At 37.2% G+C, this 20,341-nt stretch carries 18 protein-coding genes, 5 tRNA genes and 1 other RNA gene; 21 read left to right on the top strand and 3 right to left on the bottom strand.

What is annotated here, in order from left to right:
* The first annotated feature begins 1 nt into the window (after nt 1).
* The 6 genes from AC1FXP_RS05760 (at nt 2) to AC1FXP_RS05735 (ending at nt 823) form a co-directional block, all read left to right on the top strand.
* On the top strand, nt 2–187 hold the full coding sequence (locus AC1FXP_RS05760) for a PhoU domain-containing protein (RefSeq protein WP_480059289.1): 186 nt from the start codon (nt 2–4) through the stop codon (nt 185–187).
* 192 nt (nt 188–379) lie between these two features.
* Nucleotides 380–454, top strand: a tRNA-Asn gene (locus AC1FXP_RS05755).
* Nucleotides 455–458: 4 nt separating this feature from the next.
* Nucleotides 459–532, top strand: a tRNA-Met gene (locus tag AC1FXP_RS05750).
* Between the two features lie 20 nt (nt 533–552).
* Nucleotides 553–628 (top strand) — tRNA-His (locus AC1FXP_RS05745).
* A gap of 4 nt (nt 629–632) precedes the next feature.
* Nucleotides 633–709 (top strand) — tRNA-Ile (locus AC1FXP_RS05740).
* Nucleotides 710–730: 21 nt separating this feature from the next.
* Nucleotides 731–823 (top strand) — tRNA-Ser (locus AC1FXP_RS05735).
* Between the two features lie 48 nt (nt 824–871).
* Here AC1FXP_RS05735 and AC1FXP_RS05730 read toward each other — a convergent pair.
* Complete coding sequence (locus tag AC1FXP_RS05730) at nt 872–1,684, bottom strand: undecaprenyl-diphosphate phosphatase (RefSeq protein ID WP_480059287.1); 813 nt, start codon at nt 1,682–1,684, stop codon at nt 872–874.
* A 274-nt stretch (nt 1,685–1,958) separates the two neighbouring features.
* On the opposite strand from AC1FXP_RS05730, the gene AC1FXP_RS05725 reads away from it, so the two are divergent.
* The 4 genes from AC1FXP_RS05725 (at nt 1,959) to AC1FXP_RS05710 (ending at nt 6,375) form a co-directional block, all read left to right on the top strand.
* Complete coding sequence (locus AC1FXP_RS05725; RefSeq protein ID WP_480059285.1) at nt 1,959–2,567, top strand: superoxide dismutase; 609 nt, start codon at nt 1,959–1,961, stop codon at nt 2,565–2,567.
* A 91-nt stretch (nt 2,568–2,658) separates the two neighbouring features.
* On the top strand, nt 2,659–3,963 hold the full coding sequence (locus tag AC1FXP_RS05720) for an MFS transporter (protein ID WP_480059283.1): 1,305 nt from the start codon (nt 2,659–2,661) through the stop codon (nt 3,961–3,963).
* A gap of 59 nt (nt 3,964–4,022) precedes the next feature.
* A non-coding RNA gene (ssrS, locus tag AC1FXP_RS05715) (6S RNA) lies at nt 4,023–4,203 on the top strand.
* Between the two features lie 78 nt (nt 4,204–4,281).
* Nucleotides 4,282–6,375: a peptidoglycan D,D-transpeptidase FtsI family protein gene (locus AC1FXP_RS05710; protein WP_480059281.1), complete on the top strand. Its 2,094-nt coding sequence runs from the start codon at nt 4,282–4,284 to the stop codon at nt 6,373–6,375.
* 189 nt (nt 6,376–6,564) lie between these two features.
* Here AC1FXP_RS05710 and AC1FXP_RS05705 read toward each other — a convergent pair whose 3' ends face one another.
* Nucleotides 6,565–6,813 carry a hypothetical protein gene (locus AC1FXP_RS05705; protein ID WP_480059279.1) on the bottom strand — a complete coding sequence of 83 codons (249 nt, stop codon included), beginning with the start codon at nt 6,811–6,813 and terminating at the stop codon, nt 6,565–6,567.
* 378 nt (nt 6,814–7,191) lie between these two features.
* Here AC1FXP_RS05705 and AC1FXP_RS05700 point away from each other — a divergent pair, with 378 nt between their 5' ends.
* From AC1FXP_RS05700 to AC1FXP_RS05650, 11 genes are all read left to right on the top strand, one after another.
* On the top strand, nt 7,192–7,833 hold the full coding sequence (locus AC1FXP_RS05700; RefSeq protein WP_480059277.1) for a DUF4912 domain-containing protein: 642 nt from the start codon (nt 7,192–7,194) through the stop codon (nt 7,831–7,833).
* 12 nt (nt 7,834–7,845) lie between these two features.
* Complete coding sequence (locus AC1FXP_RS05695; protein WP_480059275.1) at nt 7,846–10,623, top strand: 1,4-alpha-glucan branching protein domain-containing protein; 2,778 nt, start codon at nt 7,846–7,848, stop codon at nt 10,621–10,623.
* 21 nt (nt 10,624–10,644) lie between these two features.
* Nucleotides 10,645–13,062, top strand: coding sequence for a sugar phosphate nucleotidyltransferase (locus AC1FXP_RS05690; RefSeq protein ID WP_480059273.1), 2,418 nt, complete (start codon nt 10,645–10,647; stop codon nt 13,060–13,062).
* Nucleotides 13,025–13,705 (top strand): hypothetical protein, encoded by a 681-nt coding sequence (locus tag AC1FXP_RS05685; protein WP_480059271.1) that lies wholly within the window; start codon nt 13,025–13,027, stop codon nt 13,703–13,705. Before AC1FXP_RS05690 ends, AC1FXP_RS05685 begins: the two co-directional genes overlap by 38 nt.
* A gap of 79 nt (nt 13,706–13,784) precedes the next feature.
* Nucleotides 13,785–13,934, top strand: a complete 150-nt coding sequence (rpmG, locus tag AC1FXP_RS05680) for a 50S ribosomal protein L33 (protein ID WP_034624960.1) — start codon at nt 13,785–13,787, stop codon at nt 13,932–13,934.
* A gap of 85 nt (nt 13,935–14,019) precedes the next feature.
* A complete protein-coding gene (locus AC1FXP_RS05675; protein WP_480059269.1) occupies nt 14,020–14,580 on the top strand; it encodes a 5-formyltetrahydrofolate cyclo-ligase in 561 nt (186 codons plus the stop codon).
* Nucleotides 14,577–15,365, top strand: a complete 789-nt coding sequence (locus AC1FXP_RS05670; RefSeq protein WP_480059267.1) for a DUF92 domain-containing protein — start codon at nt 14,577–14,579, stop codon at nt 15,363–15,365. The genes AC1FXP_RS05675 and AC1FXP_RS05670 overlap by 4 nt, the downstream gene beginning before the upstream one ends.
* An 11-nt stretch (nt 15,366–15,376) precedes the next feature.
* The gene (locus AC1FXP_RS05665) at nt 15,377–16,396 is read left to right on the top strand and encodes a ThiF family adenylyltransferase (protein ID WP_480059265.1); all 1,020 of its coding nucleotides are present in this window, start codon (nt 15,377–15,379) and stop codon (nt 16,394–16,396) included.
* Nucleotides 16,397–16,461: 65 nt separating this feature from the next.
* On the top strand, nt 16,462–17,418 hold the full coding sequence (locus AC1FXP_RS05660; protein ID WP_480059263.1) for an L-lactate dehydrogenase: 957 nt from the start codon (nt 16,462–16,464) through the stop codon (nt 17,416–17,418).
* A gap of 79 nt (nt 17,419–17,497) precedes the next feature.
* Nucleotides 17,498–17,701 carry a sodium:proton antiporter gene (locus AC1FXP_RS05655; protein ID WP_250096091.1) on the top strand — a complete coding sequence of 68 codons (204 nt, stop codon included), beginning with the start codon at nt 17,498–17,500 and terminating at the stop codon, nt 17,699–17,701.
* 142 nt (nt 17,702–17,843) lie between these two features.
* Nucleotides 17,844–19,343, top strand: a complete 1,500-nt coding sequence (locus tag AC1FXP_RS05650; RefSeq protein WP_480059261.1) for a rhomboid family intramembrane serine protease — start codon at nt 17,844–17,846, stop codon at nt 19,341–19,343.
* 91 nt (nt 19,344–19,434) lie between these two features.
* Here AC1FXP_RS05650 and AC1FXP_RS05645 read toward each other — a convergent pair whose 3' ends face one another.
* Nucleotides 19,435–20,313: a hypothetical protein gene (locus AC1FXP_RS05645; protein ID WP_480059259.1), complete on the bottom strand. Its 879-nt coding sequence runs from the start codon at nt 20,311–20,313 to the stop codon at nt 19,435–19,437.
* Nucleotides 20,314–20,341: the final 28 nt, after the last annotated feature.

The following is a 20,341-nucleotide window of genomic DNA, read 5'->3' as shown; positions in this document are numbered from 1 at the left end:
TTTGGAGAAAGAAGAAAAAATAGACAAAATGGAAAGAAAGCTTAGAAAGCAGCATATTCAACGAGTGAATGATGGGAAATGTTCTGGTTCAGCTGGAATTGTTTTTGTCGATATTGTTAGTAATTTAGAACGGATCGGCGATCATTCTGTTAATATTGCTGAAGCCGTAATTGGTGAAGACCACTAATTTAAGTAATCAAGGTGCCCTTAAGTATAGGGGTACCTTGATTTTTCTCTAAAAGTAGGCTTGTTTAATTATTTGAAGTATGGTAAGTTATAGCAGGATTAATGTTATGAAATATTTTCTATTTAATTTCCGGAAAAGTGTTGACGTAATTTGAAGAGCATGTTAAGATAATTCTTGTCTCTTAATTGATATTCCACAGTAGCTCAGTGGTAGAGCTATCGGCTGTTAACCGATCGGTCGTAGGTTCGAGTCCTACCTGTGGAGCCATTATGGCGGCGTAGCTCAGCTGGCTAGAGCGTACGGTTCATACCCGTGAGGTCGTGGGTTCGATTCCCTCCGCCGCTACTTTAATTAAATGTTTTAAGGCGATTGTGGCGAAGTGGTTAACGCATCGGATTGTGGTTCCGACATTCGTGGGTTCGATTCCCATCAGTCGCCCCATAGAGGACCCTTAGCTCAGTTGGTCAGAGCAGTCGGCTCATAACCGATCGGTCGTAGGTTCGAGTCCTACAGGGTCCACCATGATTTTTACAAAGTTAATTCGGAGGAATACCCAAGTCCGGCTGAAGGGATCGGTCTTGAAAACCGACAGGCGGGTTAAACCGCGCGGGGGTTCGAATCCCTCTTCCTCCGCCATATATATTACATATTCAAGGATCTCGTGCTTAGAGGTCCTTTTTTGTATTAAATAAACCTCCATGTGAAAATCCCAAGTCCAATACAGAAAAAAGCGAAATATGTTAACTTAGTGTTTTTTAACATCGAAATAAACCATTTAATCCCTATTAATGCAAAAATAAATGAAGATATAAAGGCAACGAATAAGGAAAAGAGACTGATCTGTGTATGGCTTTTTATTAAATCTGGTAATTTTAATATGGTCATACCGAGGAAGACGGGAATAGACAGAAGAAATGAGTAGCGAAGTGCAGTATCTTTACACAAGCCTAAGCAAAGAGCGGTGAATAATGTACTCCCTGTTCTTGATATACCTGGGATTAATGAGAGAGCTTGCCCTATTCCGATAATTATTCCATCCTTCCAGTTTAACATTGATAGTCGTCTTATCCCTCCATTTAATCCATGTTCTATTAATATTAGCGATAATCCAGTAATAATGAGAGAAACTCCAATAGTTGCAGAATTAGTTAATTGTTTTCCGAGAACCGACTCGATCATTTTCCCAGCTGAAATAGTTACAATTGTTGATATAATCAATAAAAGTACGAATCTGTAGTTTGCTTGTGCTTTAATATTTTTCGTTTGAATATAGGTTATAAAATCTTGCAGGATCTTACATAAATCGCGACGAAAATAAACAATAACAGCTAAAACAGAAGCGAAATGTAAAAAGGTTTCAAATGCCAGTTTGAAATTTTCTCCAATAGGTATATCAAGTAGCCTTTGGACTATTAGCATAAGCGCTGTACTTGAGATTGGCAAAAATTCGGATATTCCTTGAATAAAACCTATAATTAATGCTTGCCACCAATTCATACTGTTCCTCCATTAGTAATTGAAAAAGGGTTTGTACATGTTTATGTCTGGGGATTTTTGTTATGACGAAATTGAGTTTAATTCATCTAGAGTAAGGGTAGAGTAAATGTGGTTACATTATTTAAAATTACCTGAGCATAATCATTGCAAGAATGTTCAAATTTTGGTAATGTATGAATTGGAAGACTTATGAAACAAAAATGTTGCAAAAGTCCACATTTTTGGAGTACATACTCCGCCAATAATCAGATTCACATTTGAGGAGGAATTTAACATGGCATATGAGTTACCGCAATTACCTTACGCAGCAAACGCACTAGAACCTCATATTGATGAGGCAACAATGAATATTCATCATGGTAAGCACCACAATACTTACATTACAAAGTTAAATGCAGCACTTGAAGGTCATGATGATCTTGCTAGTAAAAGCATCGAAGAGTTAGTTTCTAATCTAGATGCAGTACCAGAAAATATCCGTGGTGCTGTTCGTAACAACGGTGGTGGACATGCTAACCACACTTTGTTCTGGGAAATCCTTAGTCCAAATGGAGGTGGCAACCCTACAGGTGAACTTGCTGATGCGATTACTTCAACATTTGGCAGCTTTGATGCATTCAAAGAAGAATTTGCAAACGCTGGTGCTAACCGTTTTGGTTCTGGTTGGGCTTGGCTAGTTGTTGATGGTGGTAAGCTTGCTGTAACAAGCACTCCAAATCAAGACACTCCATTAATGGAAGGCAAGACTCCAATTTTAGGTCTTGATGTTTGGGAGCATGCATATTACTTAAACTACCAAAACCGTCGTCCTGATTACATTAATGCATTCTGGAATGTTGTTAACTGGGATGAAGTTGCAAAACGTTATAACGAAGCTAAATAAAGAATACAAAAGGCCCTAAGGAAAAACCTTAGGGCCTTTTTGTATAACCGGTTTTTCAAGTGACACACTACTTGTGAGGGTGGTGGAGTCGGTGAATAAGGTATTGGTAAAGAAAGTAATTGGTGATATAGAAGTGACAAGGGACTTAAAGCTATTGCTCATAATTGGTGGGTTGTATGCGCTAAGTATTGCCTTGTCTAATACTTTCGTCAATGTTTATTTGTGGAAACAATCAGGTGAATTTGTAGATATTGCTCTATATAACTTGGGATCCGTTGTTATGCAGCCAATTGCATTTATTTTTGCAGGGAAAGTAGCTAAGAAGATTGACCGGGTCATTGTTCTAAGGGCAGGTGTCATCGCGCTGGCTATTTTTTTCTCAACCGTACTTTTTTTAGGAAAGAATGCAAATGAATATTTAGTTCTTTTAGGTGTATTAATCGGGACGGGTTTTGGTTTCTATTGGCTTGGATTTAATGTATTAACGTTTGAAATAACAGAACCTGAAACAAGAGATTTTTTTAATGGTTTTTTAGGTTTATTAACCTCCTTTGCAGGGATGATCGGGCCAATCTTATCAGGATTTATTATTACAAGGATGGAGCAATTTACAGGTTATACAATTATTTTTACAATTTCCTTAGCTCTCTTTTTGGCAGCGGTCTTAACAAGCTTCATGTTAAAACGTCGTGCCGCTGAGGGACAGTTTTGTTTTAGGAGAATATTAAAAGAACGAAAACACAATCCAAATTGGCGGCAAATTACGAGGGCTCATTTTTTCCAAGGCTTACGAGAAGGGACTTTCGTTTTTGTAATTGTTGTTTGGGTGTACATTGCAACAGGTAGCGAGTTAGCAATCGGTACGTATGGGTTAGTGGCTTCTGCCACACAATTTGTTGCGTATTATGTAATTACTCGAGTAATTAAACCAACGTTTAGAAAAAGATTAATATTGATCGGTGGTTTAATCTTATATGGGGCGATTTTCATCATTGTACTAGGCGAATTAACATTTGCGAAGCTTATAACATATGGTGTTGTTGTTTCAATAGCATATCCAATGTTACTTGTCCCTTATGTCTCTCTCACGTTTGATGTGATTGGGAAAGGTTGGAAGGCAGCGGAGATGAGAGTAGAGTATATTGTTGTACGAGAGCTATTTGTAAACTCAGGTCGTATTGTGTCAGTACTAGCTTTTTTAGCTACTGTGACATTTTTCTCTGAGGAAAGAGGTATTCCAATTCTTTTACTTGTACTTGGTGCTGGCCATACGGTCATTTACTTTTTTGTTAGACATGTTCATTTCAAAGAAAACAAAGGGGGAGAAAGCTATAGCTTTGCTAGACAAAAAGGAGGAGATGGCGATCCTTCAGGTGGAAGTGGAACGAGTATGTAGTTGGTTTCCTTTCCCTTTTGACAAAAGGATTGGGTATGCTATAATAAAATCAATAAAAACGTTGCCTGCCGTGTTAGTCAGCTTCTCCTTGTTTCGAACCTTGATTTATTAAAGGGAGTTCTATATTGAAACACTGCCAACAAGCCAGCTTGTTCTGGACGTTGAATGTGATTCTGCGAACACCCACCTACGAGAGTAGGTTCATGAAACAACTGAAGCAACGGCATACGCGGGTTACGACTTTCGCAATCAAAGTAGGCACCTTACTAAAGGTGCCTATTCTAATGTAAATAGAAATTTTTAGGAGGACCATCCAAGGTGGAAAGAGCATCAAAGCGTAAGAAGAAACATCATGTTCCAACTCGATTAAATGTCCTTTTCTTTGCTGTGTTCGTATTATTTTCTATTTTAATCCTGCGTTTGGGGGTTGTTCAGATTGTAGAAGGACAAGAGTTTGTAAAAGAACTTGAGGGAACAAGTAATACGACAGCAAGAATTGATGCACCTAGAGGGTTGATGTATGATCGGTTTGGCAATGTAGTTGTTGATAATGAACTAGAGTTATCAGTAACGTATACGAATCCGTCTAGATCAACAAGTGCAGATACTATGCTTGGTATTGCCCGAGAATTAGAACAATTAATTGATATTGAAACAGATCGAATTACAGAGCGCGACAAACAAGATTATATTTTAATGCAAATGACTCAAGAGGAACGATTTGACCTTGTTAGTCGAGAAGAACGAAATGAATTGGAAAGTGTATCTGAAGAATACCAATTAGAGGTTGAACGTATTTCAAGCGATAAAACCGAAATTTTATCGGAAACAGATTTGCGTGTCCTTGCTATTTATCGTGAAATGTCCCGTGGTTATGCCAATTCTCCACAGCGAATAAAACGTGGAATTACAGAAGAGGAAGCTCATAAATTAAGCGAAAATTTATATCGATTGCCAGGAGTTGATATATTAAGAGATTCACGTAGAAATTATGTGTATGGAGAATCATTACGTAGTGTCTTTGGATCAACTGGAACGATACCAAGAGAAAAAATCGACTACTATTTGGCGAGGGGTTATGAACGCTCTGATATCGTAGGGACAAGTTTTCTCGAATTACAATATGAAGATGTGTTACGAGGTCAAAAAGCTGTTGTAGAAAGCATTACACATTCAAGTGGCGGCTCAGTAGATCATACAGTCAATGAACGACTTGGCCAACGGGGAAATGATTTAGTACTAAGTGTTGATATGGAATTGCAGCAAAGCTTAGAAAGAATTATATCTGAAGAAATGAAAAAGGCCGGCAATTCCTTTATTCTAGATCGATCGGCTTATGCTGTTTTGATGGATCCTCGTACTGGGGATATTTTGGCAATGGCAGGGTTTAACGACCCGGCTAATAAAACGAGAGAAACAAAAGCTGATCATATAGGAAATGTGACGAAAGCATTTGAAATGGGTTCATCAATTAAAGCAGCTTCTGTATTAACTGGGTTTGAAGTTGGAGTTGCTCACCCTGGTAAAAGTTTTAATGATCGACCAATTAGGTTACCATCAACTCCTGAGAAGAAATCGGTACGGAATTTTGGTTGGGTGAATGATGTGCGAGCTCTCGAAGTCTCATCCAATGTTTATATGTTTGAAATGGCGATGCTAATGGCTAATTGTAAGTACCCTAATAATTGTAATTGGACAAATAATTCAGTAGCAGAGGCTTACAATGAAATTAGGTATAATTTTAGCCAATTTGGTTTAGGGTCTGAGACAGGTATAGATTTACCGTCAAGCTCAACAGGTTTAACGGGTGGATCAACTATCTATGGAAACCTACTAGATTTAATGATTGGTCAGTATGATACGTATACAACGCTACAGCTTGCGCAATATATTTCTACCATAGCTAATGATGGACTTAGAATGCAACCTAGGTTAGTCACGGAAATTCGTGAACCTGTCTCAAATACAGATGAGCAAGGTGCGGTTGTTCAAAAATTTGAACCAAAAGTTCTAAATCGAATTGATATGAATGAACAATATCTTTCTCGTGTTCAACAAGGTTTGCGCGGTGTAATGACGCGAGGTACTGCTAGTAGTCGTTTTGCGAATAAACCTTATCAGCCAGCTGGAAAAACGGGTACGGCTCAGGTCCGAGTAGCTGTGGGGACAGGAAATGACCGTCGGTTCGTTGATGGGAATACTCAGACCCTTGTTGGCTACGCGCCTTTTAATAACCCCGAAATTGCATTTGCGGTTGTCGTACCGAATGTGAAGTTAGAAAGAAATGGTGGAAGACAAGGAATGGCTCAAGAAATTGCCAGTCAAGCTTTAGATGCCTATTTTGATATGAAAGATCTGAGAAATGGACCTGAAAGAGCAGAACGTCCAATTCTTGAACAGCCCGATGAATAAAAAAGATGTGTTTCAAAGGTGGAATTAACCTTTATGAAACACATCTTTTTATTTTATTCATATTTATTATGTAAGATAATATCTCGTAGCAACAGCGTCATGTAGAAGTCTATGTTTATTTAATAATAATATCTTCCTCTAAATCTTTTCTTTTCAATATCTTTTTGATTAACAATGTACCGAAAAAATTTATCGCTTTTGATTAATATCATTTATGTAGTTTTTATGTTGTACATGATGATTTTGCTTATCACTGCTTACTAACAATTCTTCTTCTAGTACTTGAATTTTCCTTTTTAATTGGTAAATTTCTTGCATATATGTAATGGACATGTGGTCAAGTTGTTTTTCCACTTGTTTTATTCGGTCTTTACGAAAGAACGATAAAATAAAAAGGAGAACAGCAAAAGATAACAAGACAATAATAGATAGTTCCACTAAAAACAACCTACTTTCATTTTTAAAAATATGAATAGTATCAGTATAGCAAGAAATAAACTGAAGTTAAATTCCAAAGAGTTTTTTACTTAATTCGACATTCAGCAAAGAACGCGCTTACATTTTCGGACTTTTTAGTACTTTCGCCAAAAAACGACCCGAAGATTTGACAAAAATAGATGGCGAAAAAAGGCGAATAATTTTTTTTGTGAATCAAATGCCTAACTAGCCTTGACCTGACAAAATAAGACAAAATGGGCTTCTTGTTTGCTGAAAAATTGAATTGTATGATTAATATAACAAAAAAATAGTCATACTTTGTAACTTACTTACATAAAGTAACTATTTGTTCTTAAAAAAATTAAGTTTTATTTGGAGGTGAAAGTATTGATTGAGGAAATACTTGCTTTGAGAGAAAAAGGATATTCCTTTCGAAAAATTGCAATTGAATTAGATACTACAGTTGGAAAAGTTCAATACCGGTATCAAAAGCACCGCCAACAACAAGAAGAGAATAAGGAGAATGACGATATGAATTTTACTCCAATTGTACCCTCGAATTATGAACGAGATGAAATCACTTTGCTTCCGCAAAGTCCAACTTCTATATATTCCTTTTGGGAAATTAGCTCATCTTTAAGAAAAGCAGTTGAACACCAAACACGCCTTCAATGGAATGAGTTAACTAAGAAATTAAGAGTCTATGATTGTACAATGATTGAATTTAATGGGCATAATGCTCATCGTTACTTTGATATTCATATTCCTGAGATGACGAATAATTGGATGATAAGGGATTTAGAGCCTAACCGTACATTTATCATAGATTTAGGCATTCAAACAAGACAAGGTTCATTTTTATCTTTATTAAGGTCGAATGCAATTGATACACCTCGGACCGAAAAAGCAACACAAGGTTTACATGTTGAGGCTGTGAATCAATGGAAAACTGGCAACCAACATGAACCTAAATGGCTCGAACACTTCAGTACTTATTCGTATTATGAAACAGTAAAATAGGAGGGGTTTTTTTTGAAGGAAGGGTATTATTCTTTAATTCTACATGCTCACCTTCCCTATGTTCGTCACAAGGAAGAGGGACGGCTTGAAGAACGTTGGTTATTTGAAGCGATTACAGAATCATACATACCATTACTATGGGAGTTAAATGAAGTAGAATCAAAAGATGTACTGACAATTTCTTTTTCTCCACCGGTATTAGAAATGTTGGCCGATCCAACGATTCAGGAACGATATTTAGATTACATCATTAAGACCGAGGAACTATTAGGCAAAGAAGAGAAATTAGCAGAAACAAAAGAGGAGAAAGATCTCGTATTATTTTACATCAATCGTTATCAGAAAATTAAAAATACATTTATTAATTATAATAAAAACATACTATATGCTTACCGCGAATTATTCGAAAAAAGAGTTATTACATGTATAACAAGTGCAGCAACTCATGCATTTTTACCTTTTGTAAAAACCAAATCAGCCATTCGTTCTCAAGTTGTCGAGGCCATTCGTTGTTTTGAACAACATTTTGGGAAGAAGCCTCGAGGTTTTTGGTTGCCAGAGTGTGCTATTGCACCAGGTATTGATCGCATTTTAGTCGAAGAAGGCATTACCTATACTTTTGTTGATGAACATGCAGTATTAAACGCAGAACCAATACCATCTAAAGGTAGTGGAGCACCAGTTTATTCACCACATGGATTAATCTTGTTTCCAAGGCACACAACCTTGTCAAGCAAAGTGTGGAGTTCAACTCAAGGTTACCCTGGTGATGTTGATTACCGCGAGTTTTATCGAGATATAGCCTATGAACGAGAATGGGATTATATAAAACCATATGTTCATGAAGACGGAATAAGAATAGATACTGGAATTAAACACAAGAGAATAACAGGTGAAGGTGAAGAAAAAGCAATATACGTTCGTAAATGGGCTGAAGGGAAAATACAAGCCCACGCTGATCACTTCCTATATTCCATTGAAAATGAGATAAACGAGCACGGAGACCAGTGTTATCCTCCATATTTAATGGTTACTCCTTTTGATGCAGAACTTTTTGGGCATTGGTGGTTTGAAGGGCCTGAGTGGATTGGACAAGTAATCAAGAAAGGGCAGAATCGAATCCATTTTGTGACTCCTGAATCATATATTGACAGACACTATCAAGATTTCGATACATCTCATATTTCTTTCTCGACCTGGGGGCGTGAAGGCTACGGTGATGTCTGGATAAATGAAAAAAACCAATACCTCTACCGTCATCACCACCGAATGGAGACAGATCTAGCAACAGTTGTTGCACTCTTCTCAAATTCAACGGACTTAGAAAAACGTTATTTAAAACAAATGGTTCGCGAATGGATGTTGGCAGTAAGCAGTGATTGGGCATTTATTATGGATGGACAAAGTGCTGTTCAATATGCTCATGAACGATTTGCAACACACCTTAGTCGATTTGATGTAACAAAGGAGAAATTACTAAATGGATCGGTACAGGATGAATGGATACTGAGAATGGAACAGAGTTATCCATTTTTACCGGAAATTGATGAACAGGTCTTTTTCTCCCCCCATGATGCGTACATTCAAACGAAAGAAGAGGTTGATCAAGAGCAGAAACGCTCCATCTTAATGCTTAGTTGGGAATTTCCACCGATGATGGTCGGCGGGTTATCTCGACATGTATTTGACCTTTCAAGGGCAATGGTAAATGAGGGGCATGAGGTTCATGTTGTTACATCACATGTAGCTGGTTATCCAGATTATGAAATCAACCAAGGTGTACATGTTCACCGTATTAAAGGATTGCAGCCTGAAGCTGCTAACTTCTTTGATTGGGTTGGGAGTTTAAATATTGAAATGACTCGCTATATCGAAAAGCTAGCAAGAAAAAAACAATTTGATATTATTCACGCTCATGATTGGCTAGTTGGCGTAACGGCTACTGCAATTAAAAGAGCTCTTCAACTTCCGCTACTTGCTACTATTCACGCAACGGAACATGGCCGAAATAATGGGATCCATAGTGAATTGCAATATGAAATAAATCAAAAAGAGTGGGAACTTACTTATGAAGCTGATCGGGTTATCGTTTGCAGTGACTATATGAAAGAAGAATTATTAACAATCTTTTCAATGCCAGAAGAAAAGCTTGCTGTCATACCAAATGGTGTAGATATCGATCTGCTTCGCCCGTATACAGGATCAAATACAATCGAACACAATAATGAGTTCACTGTATTTTCAGTCGGTAGAATGGTTAAGGAAAAAGGGTATCAAACGGTTATTGATGCAGCAGCGATGTTAAAAGAAAGAAATGAGAAGATTCGTTTTGTTATAGCAGGAAAGGGTCCAATGCTCCAAGCTTATCAGCAACAAGTTGCAGAAAGGCAATTAGATTCACATGTCACATTCCTCGGTTTTGTCAGTGATGAAGAGAGAAACGAGTGGTTTTCTCGTTGTGATGCAACGATCTTCCCAAGTTATTACGAACCTTTTGGAATCGTTGCTTTAGAAGGCCTCGCTGCTGGGAAAGCAACCATTGTATCCGATACAGGGGGATTAGCTGGGATTATTAGACATGAAGAGAATGGATTGAAAATGATTCCAGGTGATGTACAAAGTTTGGCTACGCAAGTTCTCTATCTTTATAATCATCCAATTTCAAGAGAAGCATTAGCTACTCAAGGACTACGCGATGTTAAATCGCAGTTTAACTGGGAGACCATTGCGAAGCAAACAGAAGAAGAAATAGAAAAATGTCTAGTTGGAGAGTTAGAACTAACTATTTAAATTTAAGGGAGGCTATCAAATATGAAGGGTGTCATCATGGCAGGAGGAAAGGGTACGAGATTACGTCCATTAACTTGTAATGTACCAAAACCAATGGTTCCATTAATTCAAAAGCCAGTTATGCAATATAGCATTGAACTATTAAAGAAATACGGAATTACTGAAATTGCTGTGACGGTTCAATATTTATCAGATGTTATTCAAGATTATTTTGGAGATGGGTCTGAATTTGGAGTGAAATTGCATTATTTTGAGGAAACGACTCCTTTAGGGACAGCTGGGAGTGTGAAGCAAGCGGAAGAATTTCTAGATGAACCTTTTGTCGTTGTAAGTGGTGATGCTTTAACAGATTTTAACCTTCAATCAGGAATTGATTTTCATGAAAAAAATGAAAGTCTAGTTACTATTTTTATGAAACAAGTTGAATGCCCATTAGAATTTGGTGTGATTATGACGGATGAACAAGATAAAATTGTTCGTTTTCTAGAAAAGCCAAGCTGGAGTGAGGTATTTAGTGATACCGTCAATACTGGTATTTATATTATGAATCCAGAAATCTTTTCATATATTAAAGAAGATGCAGTAGTAGATTTTAGTAAGGACGTTTTTCCAAAGCTATTAGCTGATCAATCACCTTTGTATGGATATTCTGCTGAAGGTTATTGGTCAGATATAGGTAACCTAAAGCAATATCGCCAAGCTCAAAGTGATATTTTAAGCGGTGATCTTGATGCTCTTATTCAAGGAACTGAGATTCAACCGAGTGTATGGGTTGGGGAAAATGTCATTATTGAAGAAGGAGTCAAAATTGAAGGGCCTGTTTCAATAGGTTCAAATTCAGTTATTCGGTCTGGGGCTCACTTAGGAGAACACGCAGTTATTGGCTCAGGGTCAACTGTATCGAATAAGGCTTCAATTAAGCGTTCTGTTCTTTGGGATGGCTCATATATCGGTGATGATAGTGAACTAAGAGGGGCTACTTTATGCCAAGGTGTGACCGTTGGCACCAAAGCATCAATATTCGAAGGTGCTGTCATTGGTCATAATACGGTCATTGGAGAAGAGGCTAGAATCCAACCAGAGGTTAAAGTTTGGCCATATAAAAGAGTGGAGGAAGCCACAACTGTTCCACAGTCCTTTGTATGGAATGAAGTTGGAGCAAAATCATTATTAAGAGGACATCGCGCTACCGGTGTTGCAAATAGTGAAATGACTACAGAGGAAGCCTCTAAATTTGGTGCTGCTTATGGAAGCTTGCTCAATCAAGGTGCACGAATATTAGTGGCTAGCGATAGTAATTCTTTTTCACAGATTATGAAATTATCGCTCATTCAGAGTTTACAAGCATCGGGTGTAGATGTTGTTGAACTCGGACAAACAATGTTGCCAGTTTTAAGATTTAGTGTTGAACAGAGTGATGCTAAAGGCGGTATTTATATTAGATTGTTAGATAAAAATCATGAAAAGCAGTTAATCATTGAGTTCTTTAACGAAGATGGATTGCCGATAAGTTCTTCTGAACAACGTGAGTTGGAACAAGTGATAACGTTTCAATCTTACCGTAGGGTAGCATTTGAATATGTTGGTCAATTTGAAACAAACCATCAATTAGAAGAAATTTACATAGCTAATTTGATGGAACATATTAATGTTGAAGCGATAAAAGCAAGAAGTATTAAAGTGGTTCTTCATGAAGAATCATCAAGTAACCTTCCATTATTCCAAACTATACTTGAACAACTGGGATGCTCGATTCATAGTATGTCTGATCAAGTAGATGTAGAGACGATGAGAGAAACTTTACTTGAGTTTAATGCTGATTTTGGAATAATGGTTGGTGAAAGTGGAGAGTTCATCAGTTTAATGACAGAACAAGGACATTTGGTCTTAGAAGAAGAACAATTAATGCTGTTTATCTATATGCAACTTGAAAAAGGTTTACGACAAGAGCTAGCCGTTCCGTTATATGGTGGAAGCGCTCTTGAAGAGGTAGCAGCAAGTTACGATAAAACACTTATTAGGACAAAGACATCTGCTCGTGCAATGATGGAATCAGAGGGAACAGTCCAAATGATGTCTTATGATGGTCCATATGCGATCGTTCAACTATTAGACCATGTTGTCGGAAATAAGCAAACTCTTTCAGAAGTTTTAAGTGATCTCCCTGTACAATCTATCTATAAACAAGAAGTAAAGTGTAAAACACAACAAAAAGGTATTGTTATGCGAAAGTTATTGGAATCGTTAAAAGGAAAGAATGTAGAACTAATTGATGGGATGAAAGTCAAGCATACAGAGGAAAGTTGGACATTTATTGTTCCAGACCAAGAACGAGGAACATTTACTGTATATGCTCAATCGACAGATGGAGCACATGCAAAACAACTGGCAGGTGAATACATTGAACAAATTAATTATATTAAACAGCAAACATCCTAGTATGTTCACTTTTCAAAAAAAAAATTACCACTTCTTGAAGAAATTTGCTGTCTGGTTAGATGGAAAATGTTCTTGGTTAAATAGTAGTGAATGGGAAATGTCTTCTAAACAAGAACGTTGGTCAGACCTATCCATAGTTGTCGCTTTCCATAAGCAATGGGATATTCAACTAACTATTTTACAAGAGTATAAAAAAGAGGAAAATAGTTTCGTTTATACATTTATCTTTAAAAATCAATCAGAAGAAAATCTTAATATTAAGTTTGTCGTTCATCAACAAAGATTTGGGACGGTTTCTTCAAAGGTAGCGTTTATTTCTCCTTCGAGACAAACGATTATGCATTACGGAAGTCCAATTATAACTCTATTAGCTTTAAATTTCTTCCAAGGGAAAGAAATCCAATTAGCTGTTGGGAAAAGAGAGAAAATTTGGTCAGAAAAAAGTGGAAATTTGGCTGTCTCACCATTATGTCAAAGTGGTCATGAAAGCATGATGGTGACTAGCCTCCAATTAGCTCCATGGCAAGAGACTTACGGTCGGATTTGGGAAATCAACGGTATATCAGAAGAGGAAGTATTTATGAAACATGATAAACAAATTCGTTCTGATCACCTTAAACAAGTAACAAAACAAATCCTGTAAAGAAAAACCACTTGATTGAAGTGAAAAGATTTGCTATCATATTCAAGTATGAAGTAAGCACAGTTTGGAGGGATAGCAAATGCGTGTACAAGTAACTCTTGCTTGCACTGAAACAGGAGATCGTAACTACATTACAACAAAAAATAAACGTACAAATCCTGAGCGTATTGAATTCAAAAAATACAGCCCAAGATTAAAGCGTCATACGTTACACCGTGAAACAAAGTAAGCAGCTGGATTATCCGCTGCTTTTTTCTATTTAAAAGGGGTTTTTGATGACGCATTCATAAATTGAGTGAGAGTGAGTGAAAGCTATGGCTACAAAAATGGTCATTAGAAATGAAGTGAGCAGAAAACTAGATTCAATTTCCGATAAAAAATGGAAGAGTTGGTCCAAAGAAATTGCAGAACACCTTGTTTCTTCTAGTCTTTGGAAAGAAGCAGAAGTTATTGCACTTACCATTTCTCGTGGCAAAGAAGTAGATACATATTGTTTAATAGAAACTGCATGGAAACAAGGAAAAAAAGCCGTCGTTCCTCGTGCGGATTTCAAACAAAAAGGGATGTCATTTTTTGAAATTACTAGTTTTAATCAATTAGAAGAAGGTCCATATAAATTGAAAGAACCCAATGCCGAGAGATGTTCTTCTATTGATCCACAGAAGATTGACTTAGTTATTGTTCCCGGAATTGCTTTTGATAAAAACGGTTCTAGACTAGGATTCGGAGGAGGATTCTATGATCGGTTCCTGCCTCGAATCAAAGCGCAGACGATTGCGTTAGCTTTTCCATGTCAAGTGATTCCATTTGTCCCAACCGAGCCCCATGATTGTCTTATCGATCATATTATTAGTCCTGCTGGATTTATATCATGATCATTCTTCTCTTTACAGCGGTTCTTTTAATTGCGTTCTTTGCTTATCAAAAAAATAAATTAACCTATGGTGGAGCAATTGCTGCTGCCATTGTTGGTGGCTCAATTTCTCTAGGGCTGGGGATGTATGGATTACTTTTATTAGGTATTTTCTTTTGTAGTTCTGTATTGATTGGTTCTTTTCATCCTAATGAAAAAGAGCTTGACATTGTTCAAAAAGGGCAGCAAAGAGATGCAATTCAAGTATTGGCAAATGGAGGAGTCTCTGCCATACTTGCGCTTATTTATTTTGTTTATCCTTCACAAATTCTCATTTTTGGATTCGTTGCAAGTCTTGCCGCTGCCACTTCCGATACATGGGCATCGGAACTAGGTTCTCACAGCAAAAAAAAGCCGTTCCATCTTTTTGAGAGAAAACGTGTTAGACCTGGAACATCTGGAGCAATCACGTTACTCGGCTCAGCCGCCGCCTTTGCAGGGAGTTTCTTAATTGTTATCTTCTCTATTATTTTTTGGTGGGGGCCATCTTATGATAGTCTTATCTTATTATTTGTTTTGACTTTAGCTGGTTTCCTCGGTAATTTATTAGATACAGTGATAGGTGGGGTTTGGCAAGTTGTTTACCGTTGTTCTGTTTGTTCAATTGAAACGGAACGGGAAAATCATTGTAGTATGAAGACTGTACGTATAAAGGGTAAAAAATGGCTGAACAATGATTTTGTTAATTTAGGTTGTACCGGTTTTGGAGCAGCCATAGGTTTGCTATCAGGTTGGTTGTTGTTATAAGGAGGAAAAAGATGGAACGTAATTCGTTGGAACGCTATTCAAGGCAAATTCGCTTTTCACCTATTGGTGAGGTTGGTCAGAAAGAACTTACGAACAAGTCTGTATTAATTGTGGGTGTTGGTGCTTTAGGTACTGTTTTAGCCAATCACCTTGTTCGCGCAGGTGTAGGTCTAGTAAGACTAGTCGATCGAGATTATGTTGAAATGAGTAATTTACAAAGGCAAATGCTATTTGATGAAACAGATGTAAATGAGAGTTTGCCAAAGGCAGTTGCTGCCGAGAATAAACTAAAAGCAATTAATTCTAGTGTGAAGATTGAGGGAATTGTTACTGATGTGACATCTGAAAATTTACCACAATTGTTAGAAGGTATTGACCTCGTTTTAGATGGAACTGACAACTTTCGAACTAGGTTTCTTTTAAATGATATGTGTTTTAAATTAGGATTGCCATTTGCTTATGGCGGAGCAGTAAGTGCTAGAGGAATGTCAGCTTTATTTATTCCAGGAAAAACGCCTTGTCTGCGTTGTTTTATCAATCCTGGAGAAGGAACAGGACAAACTTGTGACACAATAGGAGTTATTAGTCCAGTTGTGGATATCGTAGCTTCCTATCAAGTAGTAGAAGTATTAAAGTACTTAGTAAATGATGAACAGTCACTCAGAGGAACACTGCGAAGCTTTGATTTATGGAAAAATCACCAATTTGACTTAAAAATGGAGAACTCAAAAAAGGAATGCCCTACCTGTCAAAAAAAAGAGTATCCTTCATTATTTGAAGAAGAGGACCATGTTACAACACTTTGCGGGCGAGAAACGGTGCAAATTCAGCGTAATGAGCCAATCAATTTAGAAGTATGGGTAAAAAAACTTGAATCGGTTGCCGAAATTAAAAAAACTCCTTTTTTACTTCGGGTTCAGCTTCAAGAGGGCGAAAGGCTTGTTTTGTTTCCAGATGGACGAGTGTTAGTACAAGGAACGGAAGACATTTCAAGAGCAAAAACTCTGTATAGTAAATATATTGGAGGGTAAGGCTTTTAAAAGAAGTTTTGTGGTTTACGTAAGGAAGTGTATTCTCTTGGAAAGGTGCTGTTTTGATGGAGGCAAAAGGCAAAGGAACGAGAGTAGTTATTATAGGGACGGGTTTTGTTGGTTCTAGTTATGCTTATGCATTACTTAATCAGGGTGTCATAGATGAAATGGTCTTGGTGGACTTAAATAAAGAGAAGGCTGAAGGGGATGCGATGGATTTAAATCATGGTATGCCGTTTGGTTCACCAATGAGAATTTGGGCGGGAACATATCAAGATTGTTCTGAAGCTGACCTTGTTGTTATTACTGCAGGAGCTAATCAAGGTCCTGGAGAAACAAGACTTGATCTTATAGAAAAGAATGCAAAGATCTTTAAAACCATTGTTGGATCTGTCATGGATAGCGGGTTTAATGGTATTTTTCTTGTTGCCACTAATCCTGTAGATATCCTCTCTTATGCTACGTGGAAATTTTCTGGATTGCCAATGGAAAAGGTCATTGGTTCTGGGACAATTTTGGATACAGCTCGTTTTCGCTTTTTGCTAGGCCAATATTTTGATGTAGACTCTAGAAATGTACATGCCTATATCATGGGAGAGCATGGAGATACCGAGCTACCAGTATGGAGTCATGCTGATATTGGGGGGAAGCCTATTTTAACGTATGTGGACGAGGATAATCATGTCAACATGAATGAACTTGATACGATTTTTACTAATGTTCGTGATGCTGCCTATCATATTATCGACAGAAAAGGAGCAACGTACTATGGGATAGCGATGGGGCTTGTTCGCCTTACTAAGGCAATCTTAAGAAATGAAAATTCCGTCTTAACAATCTCGACTCTTCTCCGAGGACAGTATGGTCTTGATGACGTTTACATTGGTGTTCCAGCTATCGTTAATCGTCAAGGAATTCGCGAAGTGTTAGAACTAAATTTAAGTGAAGAGGAACAAAAGAAATTACATCATTCTGCTTCTGTTTTAAAAGAAGCGATGAAGCCAGTCCATGATATTGTATAGAGCTTTAATGGATACTTTTTATTTAATCGTGGATAAAAGATTCGTTTCACAGCCACATTAAGGTAGAGGAGGGATGATTATGTTTCAACGTCTCATTTCAATTCTATCTTTAGTTTTTTCAATGTATTTTGCTTATAAGTATCGTTATCGTGTGATCAATGCCTTTTTGAGTCGTCGAATGCTTAGAAAGGTAGCCGTTATGTTTGCTATGCAAATTCCATTTATCCGCGATAAAGTACTCGGTTCGGTTTTTCAATCAAACCGACCACAAGAAAATTTTTAAGTGATAAAGGGTCTGTCTTTTAGAGATTTCATATCTAAGGACAGACCCTTTATCTGTTTATTTGTTTTTTCGCTTGTTCCCTTCTATTAAAGGAAATTGTTGCTATACTATTTAATAAGAATAATGGTGAAAGGAGGAACGTATGGATCGTTTACAACAAGATTATTTTTTCTGGAGGTTAGTTCATTTTTATATTTTTGAAAAAGGTTTTAGAGTTCTTGATAAAAATTCGAAGGAATTTTGGTTAGAAGATGAAGATTCAAAACCAAAGCGTATTCTTCGGATCGTGAGAGTGGATCTAGATTTTGCAAGTTGGCTAAAAAGGGATGTGACTAACTCCGTAAAGCAGTTTGAGCGAGTTAGACGTCATTTACGACTGCGTAAAATGATAGGGGAAAACATCTATATAAGTTTATATCCACCTGTTGATGATTGGGAAGATGTAAAAAAACCTTATTTTGAGAGTGAAAAGAAGCGAACGACTGTTTATTCTTCAATTATTGATAAAATAAACATTGATTGGACACAACTGCCAGATGTTCCTCATTTAGAAACGGTTGAAGATGTTGAGATAACAATCTTGCATCTTCAACAACAAATCCGGCAAGCAACAAAGGAGCGGGAACATAAAGAAAAGTCGTTGTTTTTTCAAGGGAGACCTCTTGCAACGATTGCCCTTTTAGGGAGCATTGCGTTTATGTTTTATTTGTTAGAACAAGAGGGAAGTAGTACTTCTATTTTGACGTTAATTGAATACGGAGCAAAGTACAATCCGCTCATATTGGAAGGTGAATGGTGGCGCCTATTGTCTGCTATGTTTTTACATATAGGTTTTGTTCACCTATTTATGAACTCGTTAGCTTTATTTTATCTTGGTAGTGCAGTTGAGAGAATGTATGGAACGGGGCGTTTTCTTTTTATTTACTTTATAGCAGGTTTAACGGGCTCTATTGCAAGTTTTGCTTTTAACGAACAAGTAGCAGCTGGAGCTTCAGGTGCTATATTTGGATGTTTTGGTGCGTTGCTTTATTTTGGAACTATTTATAGAAAATTATTTTTTAGAACGATGGGGAAAAGTCTATTAACAATTTTAGCGATTAATTTAGTTTTTGGTTTTGCTGTTCCCATGGTAGATAACGGTGCTCATATTGGAGGGTTGATTGGAGGGTTTCTTGCTTCTGCAATTGTACATTTACCAAAGCATAAAAAGTCATTTAGACAGATTCGCTTTTTCGTTGTCACGTCCTTTTTTTTAGTTGGACTGTTTTGGTTTGGGATGAATAATGAAGAAAAAGCTCGCTCTCCTATTTTGGAGTTGCAAATTGGTCAAGAATATTTGCAAAAAGAGGATATAGAGTCTGCGTACCCATTTTTAAAAAGAGCTGTAGAAGAAGGGGCAGAGATGCCAGAAGCGTACTTTTTGCTAGCTTATGCAGAAGCGATGTTTGAAAATTACGAAGTGGCAAAAGAGCTTCTTCTAGTTACGATAGAAAAAAGAGAAGAGTTTCATGAAGCCCATTACAATTTGTCTCTTATTTATTTAGAACTAGGCGAGATCGAGGAAGCACGTGCTGCACTTAATCGAGCAGTGGAGATTTATCCAGACGATACTTACCTCGATTTGCTAGAAAGGTTAAGCTGAGTACTGAGAAAGGTTGGTAGAACCTTTTTCAGTATCAAGAGCAACGGGAGAAGTCAGTATTCTTTAATTAAGAACTTGAAAAAAGGGTTGCTTAGTTAGTGATTGTTTGTAAAAGTTGAACGGGTTCACCATCTGCCGTTCGAAAAAGGACGAAGAAATGATCAGCTGTATCAGGAACAAGAATTACAGGAACTGTACTTCCGATGGGGCTAACCGTTGACCCATCTTGCTTCGTAATGCCTAGCACATAGTTTTTGTATAACCCTTCCCAAAGGCCGCCGAGAAATTGTGCGGTTTTTTCTTTGGTTAATCCTGGGATAGGCTCATCTTCGTACAGAACTAAGTCAGTAAGAGGAATCCGTAAATATCGATCTTTTGGAAGATTGTAATATTCAAATAATGCATCCCAGTCATAGTCTTGTTGTTGCTTCAAGATATAATCTAATATTCGTTTGCTTTCTTTTTCTTCTTCGGTTTGTGGAGTTCTAAAAGCATGTAATGGACTTAAAGGTGAGTCAATCACATAAAGTTGATCAAAACTTAGTTTTTGAGCACTTTTAATTTCATCATTTGGGTAGTGTAGCTCAGCATGATGAAATGTAACTATACGATAATGACCGCTGTCATCTGACTTCACATCCTTTTCCATCTCAATGGTGTCCGTGTTCTCACGCCATGATGATAATGTATCTTTTAAATAACCGTCCTCAAACAAAAGAGAAACGTCTTGCCTCAAATAAGCTGATTGATTTAATACCGAAGCGACACTCCAATCTAAAATGTACTCATCCTCATCTTCCATCGCTAGAAAATCAATGTGTGATGTTGCTTCATCAAATGTGGCTGTCGGATCAAGTGGGAAAAAAATAAGAGCATCATTTAATGGTTCAGGTTTAATTGTAAAGACAAGAAAAAGTCCTACACAAAAAGATGTGATTAGCATGACTATCGCAAATTTCCATTTATTCATCGTTCTGCCTCCATTGGACAAACAGTTT

This window comes from Halalkalibacter sp. HAAS-P013 (assembly GCF_056619925.1).
Note: the sequence above shows the minus strand (reverse complement) of the source record. Positions and strands in the feature narration are given on the sequence as shown.